We start from the raw sequence: 15333 nt of genomic DNA, 5'->3' as shown, positions 1-15333 counted from the left end.
TAATATTTTGTTTTAATGATTTATTTTTTTGTGTATTCAAGGGTCAGGGTAAATGAATCAATGACAGAATAATCATAATCAGGTTCTCCTAACAGCTCAATTGTCGCCTTTTTTCTTTCTACAGTGATGTAAACTTTTGTTCGCCATTGGTTACCTGCAAATGCCGTATCCAGAACATACCATTCTGTAAACATCTCGTTGGAAATAATGGTTTCAATATCTGGGAATTCAATTTTGAAATCAATCTCACCAGTTCTTGGAATTTGGTCTAAATACAAGGTTTTTTTGTAGACGGGTTTGCCATTGATCCAGGTTCCACCAGTTAATTCTTCTTTTGTAGTGTAAGAATGCTGTTTGTCTGCATACTTCTTCTGGATAAATGATTGATCAGCATAATTTTCTCCGTAATAGCTTGATCCGACTAATCCAGGACCATCGTATTCAGCTCCTATATCTATATAATTAGCAGAATTTGATATAGATATATGCTTTCCTGGACTTCCTAAATTTTGCTTACCTAAATAGATTTCATTTTGGCTAACAACTAACCATGATTTATCCGTTGCAGAAACTGAAGAACCTGATGAAACATCAAAAGTTCCATTATTGATTGCAACCCAAGTGTTTCCACTTTTTAATAGGGCAGGAGTTGCAGTTGAGAATTCAATATCACCTGTAATAGGTTGGCCTGTAGCGGTTCCTGTTCGTGGTATATAACCCGAAACATCAACCATTCCGGAGAGTTTATCCCAGCCAGGAATGCCGGTATTATTCAGGTTGTCAACCCATACATAGTTTTCACCTGTATCAAGTAAATTCCATACATCACCTACTGTTTGGGCTGTTGTAGGTAAGGCTCCAAAATTTACCACCGAACCCATTACATGATACGTCCTGCTCAATAGTGAATTAATTTGAGTCTGGTTATAGTAATTGTTTAATATCCAACCCTGTTGAATATAATCGTTATTACTTGTAGGGGTATATAATTTTGCAGCTGTTATTCCTGCTGTGGGAGTTATAGTGATATCATTAGCATTTGAAGCAGGTGATCCGATTTGTAAAAACCCGGCATTCATCCTAACCCAACGATCTAGAAAATCTCCTGTGATTAAAGCTCTGTTTAATTGACCTTGTTGGAAACTTCCAAAACTTCCCTCAGCAGTATTTGAATATCCTGATAATGTTTGGTTACCGTGGATGATTAATTTATTACTGATTGCTCCGTCATTCATTCCTGCTCCTGTACCCATCAAAACATTATTATTCCCTGTAACCCCCGAACCGGCTGAAACACCAATCATAATATTTTTATCACCCAAATTTGATTGATTATTGGCTTTCCAACCTATCAATGTATTAAGGTTTCCAGTTGTATTATAATAACCGGCACCCATTCCAACAAATGTATTTTTGTATCCGGTTGTAGTTCTGTTTCCGGCTTCATCACCAAGCATGGTATTTGAGTTACCTGTCGTGCAGCTATTCCCTGAACCCCAGCCGAAATAAGCATTATATTGGCCTGTGGTTAGTTTTTGTCCTGCATTTACTCCGACAGCAGTATTTAATGTACCTGTCGTGGTTGCTTCCAATACATAGGACCCAATACCAACATTTGACTGACCTGTGGTTAATGCTGATAAAGTATTATATCCGATAGCAACCGTATAATAAGATAAATCATTATTACTATGGTTTCCAAAATAATGTGAGTAAGAGTTTTTGTTAAAGTTCAACTCGCCAACTCTGCCTTGATCAGCATTAAAAACAATAGGTTTCACAGAAGAATTACCTCTGTCTATAACCGATTGTAATGTGTCATTTCCTGAAAAAGTTGGCTTGTCACTCAGATCATTATAGCTGCCTGAAATACCAACTTTATGTATTTTTATTTTTTCGACACCTTCCTGAGCCAAAGAAACACTTCCATCTGGATTTGTAGCTGGAATAATACTAAATTCAGAAAGATTGATAGAAAATGAAGATCCATCATTCTGGATAATGGTAATGATATTTTGAGAGGCATCATATTCTGCATGTTCAATGCTGATATCATTGGTTATCAAACTGCTTAAATTCACCGATTTACTTTGTTGAATACCATTCTCTCCGACATAAAATATCGTTAAAATATTTCCATTCAATTCAGGATTCTGAATCGACGTTTGTGTTTCTATTTTTTCTTTCCAAAGCTGTGCATTTTGCGGGTTTATATTGGAGGCATTTGCATCTGCTTTTTTTGAAAAGTCATAATCTAATGTATCTGACGTGATTTTTTCATCCTTGTGCCAGTATGAATCCTGCCATTCCCAGAATTCTTCCTGTACCGGAATATCCCCGTTTTCGAAATATTTTTTTAGTTCTTGTTTTGTTTTCATTTTTCTTTTGTGTCTTTAATTGTTATAAATCTACATAGCGCATTATTACTGCTGTTTCCGGAATGCCGGCATTACTTAAGTCTAATCCGTTAAGGGCAGACACCGTTTTAAGAGATGGAATGTTGAATGCGTTTTGTCCTACGGATTTTACTGAACTGGGAATATACAGGTCAGTCAAATTCTTATTGTTCATAAATTGAAAAGCACTGTCTCCAATTATTTCTACTCCTTTTTCTAATATTAGTTCTGATACATCTGAAACAGTACTGTTGAATGCATGTGCTTCAATAACTTTGCATGATCCCGGAATTTTTAAAGGTCCTCTCAAGTACTGTGCACCAAAAGCATTAGTTCTAATTGTCTCCAGAGATTGAGGAAATTGAATTTTTGTAATACGATTTTGTAAAGTTAAGTTAAACCTAAAGCCTCCGATAGTCTTAATGCCTTCCGGAAAAACTATAATAGAATCATTACCCGTAATTTCTGTGCTGTCAGTTGGAGAATAGGTAAATTCTAGATAAGTGATTAAATTCAGGGCATTATTACCTAGCTTTTCACTCTTATGCCAGTACGAGTCCAGCAATGCCCAAAAATCTTCTTGTGTAGGTTTGTCTCCGTTTTCGAATTGGAGCTTTAATTCTTCTTTTGTTTTCATAATATTTTATCTATAAGTGATTATAGCTGTTGTTGGAATTCCAGTATTACTTAGATCCATACCAGCTGGAGCTGAAACTGTTTTAAGCGAAGGGATGGCAAATGCATTCTGGCCAACCGTCTGAACCGAACTAGGGATATATATATTTTTCACTTTGGCTCTTGGGCAATTAAATGCATAATCTCCGATCTTTATCAATCCTTCATTCAGGATAATCTCCCCAAGTGAATCTGCGTTATAGACCGCATCTGCCTGGGTATTAAAAGCACCATTGTCAATAATTTTTAAAGTTGAAGGAGTTTTGACCTTTTTTACATTTTGAGCTTCAAATGCGTACATTCCAATTTCCTCTAACCCTTCATTAAAGTTTACTTCAATAATTTGATAATTCATTCCTGAATACTGAAAAGCTGCCTGAGTAATTTTTCTAACATTGTTAGAAATAGATACAGAAATAGAGTGCCCTAGGAGCGTTTCATCAACAATGTTGGGTATAATTTTTTCCACTGAATCAATAGCACTTTCGGAAATTTTTTCATCCTTATGCCAGTACGCGTCCAGCCAAGCCCAAAAATCTTCTTGTTTTGGGATATCCCCGGTTTCGAAATATTGTTTTAATTCTTCTTTTGTTTTCATAAATTGTATGATTTTTTAAATTTAGATGTGAAGGATCTTTTCAGTAAAATCCTTTCATTTTTTTATATCTTTTTAAACACAGTTCTGGCTGTCCAGCATTGTGTGAATGGTGAATTCAAAGGTTTTGTGAATGACTATAGAATAATGTCGAGTGTGTTGATTGGTGCTTCAAAGGTAATTCCGGACAGCGACAGAACTTGAGGTGTTTAAAAAAGTTTGTGTATTATTTTTTATTCAAAAGTATCATCTTCAAAATCTTCTTTGAAGAAGTTCTCAATATCGTTAAGATAGTTTTCGTAATCTATCTCTGTGTTTTCGATATCGCTCCATTCGATAGTATAGAGCTCTTGATCGAGGGGTAAGCCTGGGCTGTAATCGGTATTTTCCATAAATAGTGTTTTTGTGTTTTGGTTGAAATTTGAGCATATTTCTGGTTGTCCAGCATTAATTGATGTTGAATTCAAAGGCTATTAAAAGTTTTTATGGATTATTATTTTGTGTCTTTGTTTATATTTCAAAGGTAGAAGAGGAAGGCGACAAAACTTGACGTGTTATTTTAAAGTTTTTAATTTTATATTCTGTTCCTTTTTAGTATTTCAAGGATAAATTTAGGAGGTGCCAAAACGTGACGTGTGAAATAGTCTTCCTAACTTTCTTACAAATGAATAATAAGATTGTCATAAGCTTTTAAGCTAATATTGATAAATTATAAGGATAAATGCTTATATTTTGTTTTTAATGAGCTTTTGAACAATCTGGTTCAAGGTTTCCCTGTTATCATCAATATAGCTTAAACCTGCTTGTATCAGATTTTCTATATTGGATCTTCGTACATCATCCATCGCCGGGGATGCATTTTTTAAAGAGGGATTAATACGGTAGTAATTTTTCTGATTTCTCTGGCCCAATGTCTGGAACATCTGACAGAGCTGATAATCCACCGTTTCTGCATTGGCAGACATTAAAATATCAATAATAGGATTTACCCAGCCTATTTTTCCTGCTTTTTCCAGTTTTTTGAAAGAATAGGAGCGTGATTCAATTCCTGTTCCGATCGAAATAATGATCATATCATTAACGGAAGGATGATTGGCTTTCTGATGATTCTTCAGCACTTCAGCAAAAGGAATTTTTCTTGCTTCAGCATATGCGCAAAGCGCCGGATTATTGGCAAACATTCCACCATCTATCAGACTGAAAATTTGGCCATACATTGATTTGATTTGTACCGGAGTGAAGTAAGTGGGCGCTGCTGAGGTTGCCCGGCAGATGTCTTTCAAATAAAAATTATCGGTACTTAGATTGGCTTTCCATGAATTGAATAACTTTGCTCTTCGGTTTTCAATATCATAACTGGTGATGAGACATGGTTTTATAAGTTCCTTTAATTCAAGGTGCCCGAAAAAGTCATTCAGATTTTTTTCAAGTTCTTCCTGAGAGATCTTTTCATTAAGAAGACCAAATGGATTGATCATTTTCTCCCAAAAAGAAACCTGAAATATGTCGCCACCTTTTTCAGCATATAATTCTAATCCTTTTTGGATTGAATATTTAGCTTTTCGGTGTTCATCAGGACATAGAATGATAGAAGCGATCAGTCCGCCTGTACTGCTTCCTGCTACCAGATCAAAATAATCTCCTAGCTTAGCACTCGGCTTATCATAATACTGCAGCTGTTCTTCTATATAGCGTAAAATTATACAGGTAATAATACCTCTTATTCCGCCGCCGTCCAAAGAAAGAATGGTTGTTTTTTTCATTGTTCCTACTGTTTTTCTGGTAAAGTAAAGGTAGTCTGAGGCGGCGACAGAACGTGTCGTGTTTTAATTAATTTCAAATAAAAGAGAACTAAAACACAACATAATTTTGCTTGTCCCTGGGCATTTTGGAAAGCATTCTCCAGCTGGTTTTTAAGACTCCTTTTTTAGTAGGAATACTCTTTTTTTCGAAGTGGGGAAGGTCTTTAAAGGTCTTCCAGTTTCCGCCCCAGTCCCAGCCATGTTTAGCAAAGATTTTCACACATTCATACCAGTCGGCAACTCTATCATTATCCCAGTCTTTTACCGTGTCCCAGCTGGCTGTTTTTCCGTCGATCATTAAGCAGATATCAACCGCGAGACCGTAATTATGAATGCTTTGTCCAGCTTTGGCATTGGTCACTTTTTTTCCTGAAGTAATTCTTCCTATGGCATAGAGTTTTTCTTGCTCCTCAAAGGTTCTTAACCCTTGGGTAATTCTTATTTTGGCCCTTCCGGTAAGAGACTCGTCGCATTCTTTAATGATTTGTTTTACTTCTTCCCGTACAGCAGGGTGAAGTTTTTCAATCCTTTCTAAACTTACTTTGTCCATAATGGTATGTTTTATTATAAAGCAAAAATAGAATATGACTGCGACTAAACTTGACGTATTAAATTAAATTTATAATCCTTCAGATAAAAAAATGTAAAAAAATATTGTCTCATTTAAAAATTCTGGAGATCCATTTAAAATTGAGTTTGGATAAGATCAGCAAATAAGATCATAGAAAAGCGAATTGCCTGTATATTTGTAAAGGAAAGCTGCGTGATAATCAGATTTTCAATCAAAGAAATAAAAACACAATACTATAATGCACACCATCTTACCTTTTTTTCTGGCAATGATAGCGGCTATTGTGCTGTTGAATATATTTGCGGCCAAATTAAAAATTGCCTATCCTATTTTGCTGGTTGTTTTCGGGCTGCTTGTAAGCCTTGTACCCGGATTACCTGTCATAAAAATAAATCCTGATCTTATCTTTTTTATCTTTCTGCCGCCACTGTTATTTGAAGCTTCATGGGCGATTTCCTTTAAGGAGATGAAAAGATGGTGGCGGATTATCGGGAGTTTTGCCTTTCTGGTCGTATTTTTTACAGCACTCTCCGTGGCGGTGGCAGCTAACTATTTTATCCCCGGATTTACGATTGCATTAGGGTTTTTATTAGGGGGAATTGTGTCTCCTCCTGATGCTGTGAGTACTGGGGCTATCATGAAATTTGTAAAAATCCCCAATTCTACTTCTGCGATTCTGGAAGGAGAAAGCTTGTTAAATGACGCCTCTTCATTGATCATTTTTCGGTTTGCACTCGTTGCGGTAGGTACCGGACAGTTTGTTTGGCAGGAAGCTTCTCTGAGCTTTTTATGGATGTTGATAGGTGGTGCCGGAATAGGCCTCTTGCTGGCCTGGATTTTTGTGGAAGTACACAAGCGTCTGCCAACAGAGCCCTCTTCGGATATTGCATTAACCCTTATTGAGCCTTATCTGATGTACTGGATTGCAGAACAGTTTCATAGCTCCGGAGTACTGGCTGTAGTATGTGGTGGCTTATATATGTCAGCCAGACGGTTGATATTTTTAAACAGTGCCAGCCGTATAAAAGGATACAGCGTCTGGGAAAGTTTTGTTTTTATTTTAAATGGAATTGTGTTTTTAATTATTGGGCTGGAACTTCCTGATATTGTAGGGGGACTTCGATTTGAAGGAATTCCTTTAGCAACAGCTATTAAATATGGGCTGCTCGTAACGGGTATCCTCATAGCAGCAAGAATAATAAGTTCATATGTTGCCATGCTTGCTACGTTTATTTTTAGACCAAGTGTGGCTCCGCGGGCATCTTCAAGAAGACGACAGATGATGATGCCGCTCTTGCTGGGATGGACGGGTATGCGGGGAGTTGTATCACTTGCTGCGGCACTTGCGATTCCCATTACCCTTGAAAATGGAACTCCTTTTCCAAACAGGAACCTTATCCTGTTTATTACGTTTGTTGTCATTCTGGTTACCTTGTTGGTTCAGGGGCTTACGCTGCCTTATTTAATCACGCGGGGGCGCTTATTTCAGGATTTTGTGGATGAGGAGAAAGAAGAACAAACCCGACAAAGAATAAAAAGAGAACTCAAAGAACATGGCTATCATTTCCTTAAAAATAAACATGAAAAAGAATTGCATGGCCATGCAGGAATAGAACGGATGCTAGAGCATTGGGAAGAAAAAATAAAGGCAGATGATGTGGGATGGATGAATGAGAAAAACAAAATTATTATCGTTGAAATGCTCGAGAGCCAAAGACAATATCTTTCAGAGCTTAATAAAGATATATCGATTGATGAAGAAGTGATCCGCCAGCAGTTATACCAAATTGATTTGGAAGAAGAACGCCTTAAAATTATCTGATATAGGGCATTGGGGCTTTAAAGCTAGAGGTTTCATACGACAAAACTTGACGTGTTTTAAATGATTGATATTTTGAGAGTTATGTTGTTGATTGTAATGTTAAAATTATAATTAATGATCGTTTTCTATTGAAAATAGCATAATTTTGTGTCTTAGAATATTCAGTTTTTTTATCATGTATGCTTTAGTCGACTGCAATAATTTTTTTGTTTCGTGCGAACGGACTTTGGATCCTACGCTTGAAAACAAGCCCGTTGTGGTACTTTCCAACAACGACGGATGCGTGGTGTCCAGAAGCAGAGAAGCAAAAGAACTTGGAATTCCGATGGCGGCACCTGCTTTTAAGTATAAACAGCTTTTCAAGGAGCATGATGTAAAAAGTTTTTCGGCGAAATTTGAGCTTTATAACTTTAAAAGTCAGGAAGTCATGAAGATTGCACAATCTTATGTTCTGGAATATGAAGTTTACAGCATCGATTATCAAAAGTTAATTTTAATCATTAGTTAGAACTATTTACTTAAATAACAATCTGATAATCAGTGTAGATTTTTATAATAATATTAGGATAATCTTTTTTGAATAGCCTCTAAATTTAAAAGCAGAGATATTAATAATTTAATATCTACTAAAAGTATAATTACTTTTTATCGTCTTTAGGTTATAACTAACTTATAATCTTCAATGAATTTGGGGAAACAACAAAATGTGAATTTTAAATGAACTAAATGAAACGGAATTACCAGCAAAGTATTATCTAGTGAATTAAGGGAATTGGAGCAAAACAAAATTATATTAAGAAAAATCTCGGATTTTAATCCCCACATCATTGAATATACTTCCTCAAAATATTGTGAATCTATGAGAGGAATGATCACAACAATGATTGATTTGGGGAAAAATCATCGTAATCAAATAAAAGAAATTTGAAGCAAAGATCCTTAAATCTATTATTTTTAATTATGTAATAGAATCTAATTTCTTTAGTGTTCATAATGCATTTTTAATCTAATCGTTTTTTGAGATTATTATTTGTCTATTTCATCAAGTCCAATTGCTAATTCTTCTGAAAAATATATCCTAACTCCAACCTCTTTATATACAAAACATTTTACTGGATTTCCATCAAACAGTGAATCTTTAACCTCATTAGGAAAGTCTAAAGTATCAAAAAGAAATTGTTGGTCTAAATTTTTTTTAAGAATAAATTGTTTAAGATCCGCTTTTACGCCCCAATGAAGTTCATTAAAAATATTTTTACCGAAATAATAAACATAGCTAGAGTTATCCTCATTGACCTTGTTTATTAGCTCTTGGATTTTATCAGATGAAAATGATTGGTTATTTAAAGTTAATATGAAGAGAGGTTTCATTGTAAAGGATTTAAAGCCTATATCTACTTTAAAGGAGCTTAGAATTGCTAAGGGATATTCTAGTTATGAGTATTTTGCTTACGACCATAATATCTCTAGAGCACAATACGGCAGATATGAAAAAGGAGAAGATTTACGATTTAGTACGTTGGCAAAAATCATAAATGCATTTGGTATTACTATGAGCGAATTTTTTTCTGAAGGATTCGATTAGGTATTTTTTTGATATCTAATTTCTAAATACTTCAAATTTCTCACACAAATATGAAAAATACTTTAAAGAATATTACATTAGATCCATTTATACAGTATTTTTAGCAATTGGTAAATAATGAAATTAAGTGCACTAGTATCTTTGGAGAAAGCTTGGAAATTTCATTCATAAAAAATATTTTTATGATTATTCTTAAAACTATTCATCTAATAAATCGGGAGAGTTTTTATCACGTGATCTAAAGTATAGCTCTTTTGTGGGCACTTCACTCTTATAAAACGAAAACAATTGTGGTGTATAGGTATACTGTACACCTGCAATTTTATGAATTTCAATAGAATCAACTCTAAGTCTTAACGTAGGTATTCTTGAATCATCCTCTTGATTGACTCTTGTTTCTATGCCGGGTCTGTTGATCAGGTGATAAGTTTCTATTTCCTCATCATCGAAATAGTCTTTACTAGCTGTCAATATTCTGTTTTTACACACGTTAAACTCTTCAACTTTACAAGAATTATTGAATAAAACAACATTATGATTATTTACCGTATTTACCTGAACGGATGGAAATATTATCCCATCAAATTTTTCAGTAAGAAAATCAGATATAGCTTGCGTAGGAAGATATTCTAATTCTTCATCACCAGGCATCACCGGTTGAGTAATCAGTTTACAAAAGTTAGCTAAAAAATATGCCTTTTCTTTTTTTTCTTTATACTCAGGATGAAAAACACTGATATTTTCTACAACTTTTGTCAAAATATTGAAATTTAGAAGTTTTAGCTGTTTAAGTATTTCAAATTCTGAAACAACTACATGGCTTCCTACCGGAGGTCGAACTTCAGCTATAGCTACATCTTTTGTGACTGAGCTGTAAAAAACAGAAATTCCTTTAGCATTCATTCTTCCTGAGGAAGCTACAGGTGCTGGAGGGGGTCCTAAAAGCTTATCTGGTTTAACTAATGCATCAAGAATCTTTTCGGAAGAAAAAAAAGTTCTGGATCTATACAGTGATTTTATTTCATCCTTAGGACCAATAGTTGTAACGACAGATTGGAGATCATGAGTTGTCATAAGCTCAATTTCATTAAATATATTCTCCAGAATATTATTAACTTTTTTACTGAAGAACCTCGATTCAGTCTTAAGAATCTTTTTAAATACTTCCCATTCCGATAACCACCTTTGATCTGTAATCCTTTTTTTTGTATAATGAGTATCAGGCCCAAATTCGCATTCTTCACTCATTTTTGCCAATTCCATATCGAAATAATTGTCCTCTAATATTTTAGCGATTTCTATCGCAGCGTATTCATTAATATCAAAATCATCTTTTAAAATATCTTCAACTATAGAACCATTTCTAATCCACATCTGATCACTAAATTGCTGCCAATAATCGGGGGTTTCCGGAGTTCTTTCATAATGATTTAAAATCACATATTCTACCTTTGATATAATATCATCAAGAGGTATACAGACATTTCTATTTTCACAATAAGAACACTCATGTGATTCCCCGTTAGATAAAACAAATTTATTTAAAAAGTCTTCTCCTAAACATTCATGGCAAATATAATTCATATATAATATGCTTCTAGTTTTTCAAATTTATAATTTTATTAGAAATAAAAACATATAGTTTATTAAACTATAACTGTATAAAGGTGATAAGTTAGTTGAAATGCTGCCTAAATTTGCAGATTTCACAAAACCGTAATGCCTTATCTCCCCACTATGCCTTATTGGCTAATAATTGAATTAAATTTTTGCTTCAGTTATTTTTTAACAAGATAATAGTTTCCCATAATTTATAAAAATATAATTGCCTTATTTTTGCTAAAAGATATAATAACTTTTGATATAACTTAAAATTTTAAGCTTGTTATGAGTACCCACTATAAAACACCAACTTTAAACCAAATCACTACAGAATTAGAGACTTTATTAAGAAAAAGGACAGGGGGATCAATCAATTTTAGGGGTATTCATTACCAAATACTTTATGCAACTTATTGTATATTAAGTCAGCTTCATAAGTCATCAAATACAAAATCTATAACAATGGAAGGTATTGAGGATATTGATATAAATTCTTCTCAAAAAATCTTTAATGAGAATGAATATACTCAAATAAAATCTTCTATAAACAAAATGGATGCGGGAGATTTTTGGAAGTTAGGAGTTTTACAAAATTTTTTAGAGACTTATAAAGCCAGCCCAAATAATCACTTCAAATTAGTGTACAATATGGAAATTGCCAAAGGTAATTTATCTTCTTTAATTAATGAGAAGGTAGTTTCTAAATTTTGGATTGAAAAATTGACCGCTCATGAACCTAACATAGATTATGATGATTTTTTCAATAAAGTTTCATTTGATCGCAGAACTGGAAGTGATTTACATAAAGATATTATAAGCTTACTATTTAAAGAATGGAATGTAAATAAAGGAACTGAACTGCAATTTTTAAGATCCATATTCTACAACGTTCTAATTTGGTCAAAAGATAGGGCGACTATATCATTTTCTGATATTAATGCTCTATTTCAGAACATCAGAGATTCATATTCGAAAGCTCCAATAAATAAAGCCATTGAGAATAATTGGATAACCAAAGTTTCTTATGAAAGAAATGAAAATATTAATTCAGAAGATTTCTATGATGGAAAAGCGGCGAGGCCAGTTCATATTACCTTAGGGCTTCCGGCAAGAAGAAAGGTGTGGGAAAAAGCTATTATAGAAAATATAATTAAATCTGATGTTACCATAGTTAAATCTTCGAGTGGACAAGGTAAATCCACTTTAGCATGGCAGACAGGTTATAATCTAAAAGAGCAAAATAATTATTCTATATATCAGTTGCATAATTGTGGAGATTCCAATCAAGCTAATTCTGTGATAGAATTTCTTGAATCCAGATTATTAATAGGCGAAATACCTCTTGTTATAATTGATGGATTGAGTAGTTTGGTAGAAGCATGGACGGAAGTTGTAGAAAAAACAAATGATCTTACAATAAAATACTTGATTACAACCAGACAAGAGGATTGGTTTAGATTTGGAGCAGATATTTCACGTGTTAATTTAATGACAGTAGATATATCTTTATCCATGTCAGAAGCGAAAGACATTTTTGAACAATTTAAAAGAAACAAAAAGATACACTCCGATATTATTGAATGGCAACCCTTTTGGGAACAGGTTGCAGATAGAAATCTGCTTATTGAATATACATATTTGCTAACAAGAGGTGAAATGATACAAGAAAGACTTTCAGCCCAGTTGAAGTATTTACACAATGATAATACAAAGTCTTCCGGTGCAAAAATAGAGATACTACGTATGGTTTCACTTGCGGATTGCCTGAACATAAAATTAAAATCTAAAAACCTTATTGATTACATAAAAAAAGAAATTGGATTTGATCAAGATAGAGGGGGAATATTAAATGAATTGGAAAAAGAATATTTCCTAAGTTTTGAAGGACGTCATATTGAAGGTCTTCACCCGGTAAGATCTACTCACCTAAAAGATTTATTGCATACAAATTTACCTATTGAGGAATCTCTAATCAATCTTTATAAAATTATAGAAAACGAGTATAAACAAGATTTCTTTATCAATATGCCTCTTATACAAACTACTGAAAGCAAGAGTCCATTTTACAATAGTTTAGCAGAAATATTATCTGAAGGGCCATTATCAGACATGGTTACCGCTCTAGATGGTATAATGCATGGTGAACCTCAAAGATACTGGAACGAAAATAAGTCTCAATTTAATGAAGCGTATAAAATAGGAGGTATTGAATTATTTTCAATAACATCAACTCCTTTTACAGAACTAGATACCTTGGATGAGATGGCTACAATATTAGGAGATAAAGGATCTAATTTTAAATATCTTTCCGATCTAAAAAAGAAATTATCTACTTATAGATTTGATGATTCAGATGTCATTTTATTTGCAAATGCACTATGTAAAGGGCTAAAAGCACGTACATCCAAAATCACTTCTTTGGAAGGGCTTGAATTTCTTACAAAATGGTTTGATTCTTTAAAATTACCACTTAATCTTCCTTCCATTAAAGCAGAAATACAAATAGATGAATTAATGCAGATGGATTTTAATGAAGCTAAAGAATTCGTATTATTTTTCCAAATCACTAATCCATCAGGATATAAAGATTTTACATCTCAGTATAAAGATCTAATTATAAGCTATCTGAAAGTTCATACCGACTCTTTGACCATAAAAGAAATTAACGATCAGATACACATTGAATACCTTTTATTTGATAACGAAGCTAATAAGGTTAATGATCTCAGTGTTGCTAGAATAGAAACTGTATATGCTTTTTTACCATTCTATAAAGAGTATTGTACAGAAGCGCTGATGCTTCCTCTTCCCTCAGAAGAACTGATTGCCGTGACTAAGCAAGATTCAATTAAAAAGCTTAGCCCTCAAATTGTGGGTAATTCATTTCAGATACATCTTAATCAAATCTGGATCTCAGCAATAAGAAAACAATATCAGGAAACTTCTGCTTACCATTGGCAAAATAATATTATAGAAATTCGAAAAACTGCCTTGGAATGGTCGAGAAGTCTTACAAAATTTATAGATTCTTTATTGGAGGCAAACATTAATAAAAAGAAACAGGCACTAAGTTTCATAGAAAAAACGAGAATCCAGCTTAATAATTTACTTACATTAAGTAAAAAATATCCTACTTATGAAAAAAATTATGCAGAGACAAATAACGAAATTCCGGAAGAGAAGGATATAAATAGCTGGATTGCATCTCTTACAAATATAAACTCTCAAATTTTAAATATTTTTATTCCTGAAAAAGAACATGATAGAAATCTTGCTTTAATTAATCTTAAATCTTTCATTTTTGCATTAGAAAAAATGCAAAATTCCTTTATGGAAATTGAAAAGAAAACAGTCGCCTATTTTGATTCGGAGACTCTATGCAAAGAGGAGAATAAAAGTTATGAAAGACTTTATACGACTGTACTATATTATCTGTCTCAAATACCATTAGAGGATAAAAAAGCTGTTTCCGTAGGACGTAAAGCTGTTGAGGATTGGTGGTCAGTAGCAAGAAATTCAAAACTAAACGATTTGAATGATTTTTTAAAAATAATACAAGATACATCAGATTATCAGTTTATTTATCCTGACTCGGTTGAAGAAACTCATACAATAACGTATTGTACATTTGGTATTATAGATTTTGATTTTTCAAATTCAGAAAATGTTGAAAATTTAGTAATGACTATTTTTATGTTGGGTGATCTTCAATGCGATTTTATATCGATTATTAGTGTTAGAAATGGTATTGCGATTAGTGGTTTAAGATTTAAAAGAGATTTTTTTACAAGTATAGGAAGTTTGATGACTGGAGATGAAAATACGGATTTAGAAGGCTTAACCCCTTTACCAATTAAAATTGACGAAAAAGCTATATCAATGTTGCCTGGAGTTAGTATTTCAGAAGATTTATCTCAAAATGTAGAGATAGAAAATAAAATTCAAATTTTAATTGACTTATGGAAACTATGTGAATTTAGAAAAAATTTAGATAAAAATTCTGTTATCGAGATGGACTGGCTAAAAAGGTTAAACTTCGAATCAAATATAGAGAAGAAGCTTAATTTTCTTGAAGACATAACCGAAGATCTCAAAGATTTTGTGAATACTGGCTTACAAAATGATTTTATTTATACAAAAGAAGAAATAGTTTTCCAAATATTTTAAAGCATTACAAAACAATACTGAAAATTAATAACAACAGGAATAATAAAAATAGTTTATAAACAATTCTTAACTATAATTCCCGTATTTCTCTTAGGATTTTTAAATTATATATATTCTC

At 33.1% G+C, this 15333-nt stretch carries 13 protein-coding genes; 5 read left to right on the top strand and 8 right to left on the bottom strand.

The genetic code is table 11. The features are described 5' to 3' along the window. Positions 1-20 precede the first annotated feature (20 nt). The 6 genes from IW15_RS22930 to IW15_RS01295 all read right to left on the bottom strand — a co-directional run bounded on the left by IW15_RS22930 (position 21) and on the right by IW15_RS01295 (position 6018). Positions 21-2378, bottom strand: a complete 2358-nt coding sequence (locus IW15_RS22930; protein WP_034708671.1) for a hypothetical protein — start codon at positions 2376-2378, stop codon at positions 21-23. A gap of 22 nt (positions 2379-2400) precedes the next feature. Further along, entirely contained in the window at positions 2401-3033 is a 633-nt protein-coding gene (locus IW15_RS01315) for a leucine-rich repeat domain-containing protein (RefSeq protein WP_034708668.1), read from the bottom strand. 6 nt (positions 3034-3039) lie between these two features. After that, the gene (locus IW15_RS01310; protein WP_034708666.1) at positions 3040-3669 is read right to left on the bottom strand and encodes a leucine-rich repeat domain-containing protein; all 630 of its coding nucleotides are present in this window, start codon (positions 3667-3669) and stop codon (positions 3040-3042) included. 230 nt (positions 3670-3899) lie between these two features. Next, positions 3900-4058, bottom strand: a complete 159-nt coding sequence (locus IW15_RS22665) for a hypothetical protein (RefSeq protein WP_165585148.1) — start codon at positions 4056-4058, stop codon at positions 3900-3902. Positions 4059-4391: 333 nt separating this feature from the next. Next, a complete protein-coding gene (locus IW15_RS01300) occupies positions 4392-5429 on the bottom strand; it encodes a patatin-like phospholipase family protein (protein ID WP_034708662.1) in 1038 nt (345 codons plus the stop codon). An 88-nt stretch (positions 5430-5517) separates the two neighbouring features. Beyond that, complete coding sequence (locus IW15_RS01295) at positions 5518-6018, bottom strand: M15 family metallopeptidase (RefSeq protein WP_034708660.1); 501 nt, start codon at positions 6016-6018, stop codon at positions 5518-5520. Positions 6019-6277: 259 nt separating this feature from the next. Between IW15_RS01295 and IW15_RS01290 the strand changes: the two genes are divergently transcribed. The 3 genes from IW15_RS01290 (at position 6278) to IW15_RS23185 (ending at position 8789) form a co-directional block, all read left to right on the top strand. After that, positions 6278-7861, top strand: coding sequence for a Na+/H+ antiporter (locus IW15_RS01290; RefSeq protein ID WP_034708658.1), 1584 nt, complete (start codon positions 6278-6280; stop codon positions 7859-7861). Between the two features lie 175 nt (positions 7862-8036). Then, positions 8037-8369 carry a Y-family DNA polymerase gene (locus tag IW15_RS01285; protein ID WP_034708656.1) on the top strand — a complete coding sequence of 111 codons (333 nt, stop codon included), beginning with the start codon at positions 8037-8039 and terminating at the stop codon, positions 8367-8369. A 228-nt stretch (positions 8370-8597) separates the two neighbouring features. Beyond that, positions 8598-8789, top strand: a complete 192-nt coding sequence (locus tag IW15_RS23185; protein WP_084681347.1) for a winged helix-turn-helix transcriptional regulator — start codon at positions 8598-8600, stop codon at positions 8787-8789. A 98-nt stretch (positions 8790-8887) separates the two neighbouring features. Here the strand turns inward: IW15_RS23185 and IW15_RS01280 are convergent, their stop codons facing one another. Then, entirely contained in the window at positions 8888-9232 is a 345-nt protein-coding gene (locus IW15_RS01280; protein WP_034708654.1) for a hypothetical protein, read from the bottom strand. Between IW15_RS01280 and IW15_RS23180 the strand changes: the two genes are divergently transcribed. After that, complete coding sequence (locus tag IW15_RS23180; RefSeq protein WP_034708652.1) at positions 9216-9446, top strand: helix-turn-helix domain-containing protein; 231 nt, start codon at positions 9216-9218, stop codon at positions 9444-9446. The genes IW15_RS01280 and IW15_RS23180 overlap by 17 nt on opposite strands. A gap of 198 nt (positions 9447-9644) precedes the next feature. Here IW15_RS23180 and IW15_RS01270 read toward each other — a convergent pair whose 3' ends face one another. After that, complete coding sequence (locus IW15_RS01270) at positions 9645-11030, bottom strand: RES domain-containing protein (RefSeq protein ID WP_051881694.1); 1386 nt, start codon at positions 11028-11030, stop codon at positions 9645-9647. A gap of 303 nt (positions 11031-11333) precedes the next feature. Between IW15_RS01270 and IW15_RS01265 the strand changes: the two genes are divergently transcribed. Beyond that, positions 11334-15215, top strand: a complete 3882-nt coding sequence (locus tag IW15_RS01265; protein ID WP_034708650.1) for a dsDNA nuclease domain-containing protein — start codon at positions 11334-11336, stop codon at positions 15213-15215. Positions 15216-15333 lie beyond the last annotated feature (118 nt).

The sequence above is a fragment of the Chryseobacterium soli genome (assembly GCF_000737705.1).
GTDB classification, from domain to species: Bacteria; Bacteroidota; Bacteroidia; order Flavobacteriales; family Weeksellaceae; genus Chryseobacterium; species Chryseobacterium soli.
This window is presented reverse-complemented; position numbering and strand designations above follow the sequence as displayed.

Coding starts and splice junctions, on each gene's coding strand:
- IW15_RS01310 (WP_034708666.1), bottom strand. CDS start 3,669: ATGAAAACAAAAGAAGAATTAAAACAATATTTCGAAACCGGGGATATC.
- IW15_RS01300 (WP_034708662.1), bottom strand. CDS start 5,429: ATGAAAAAAACAACCATTCTTTCTTTGGACGGCGGCGGAATAAGAGGT.
- IW15_RS01270 (WP_051881694.1), bottom strand. CDS start 11,030: ATGAATTATATTTGCCATGAATGTTTAGGAGAAGACTTTTTAAATAAA.
- IW15_RS01280 (WP_034708654.1), bottom strand. CDS start 9,232: ATGAAACCTCTCTTCATATTAACTTTAAATAACCAATCATTTTCATCT.
- IW15_RS01285 (WP_034708656.1), top strand. CDS start 8,037: ATGTATGCTTTAGTCGACTGCAATAATTTTTTTGTTTCGTGCGAACGG.
- IW15_RS22930 (WP_034708671.1), bottom strand. CDS start 2,378: ATGAAAACAAAACAAGAACTAAAAAAATATTTCGAAAACGGGGATATT.
- IW15_RS22665 (WP_165585148.1), bottom strand. CDS start 4,058: ATGGAAAATACCGATTACAGCCCAGGCTTACCCCTCGATCAAGAGCTC.
- IW15_RS01265 (WP_034708650.1), top strand. CDS start 11,334: ATGAGTACCCACTATAAAACACCAACTTTAAACCAAATCACTACAGAA.
- IW15_RS23180 (WP_034708652.1), top strand. CDS start 9,216: ATGAAGAGAGGTTTCATTGTAAAGGATTTAAAGCCTATATCTACTTTA.
- IW15_RS01295 (WP_034708660.1), bottom strand. CDS start 6,018: ATGGACAAAGTAAGTTTAGAAAGGATTGAAAAACTTCACCCTGCTGTA.
- IW15_RS01315 (WP_034708668.1), bottom strand. CDS start 3,033: ATGAAAACAAAAGAAGAATTAAAGCTCCAATTCGAAAACGGAGACAAA.
- IW15_RS01290 (WP_034708658.1), top strand. CDS start 6,278: ATGCACACCATCTTACCTTTTTTTCTGGCAATGATAGCGGCTATTGTG.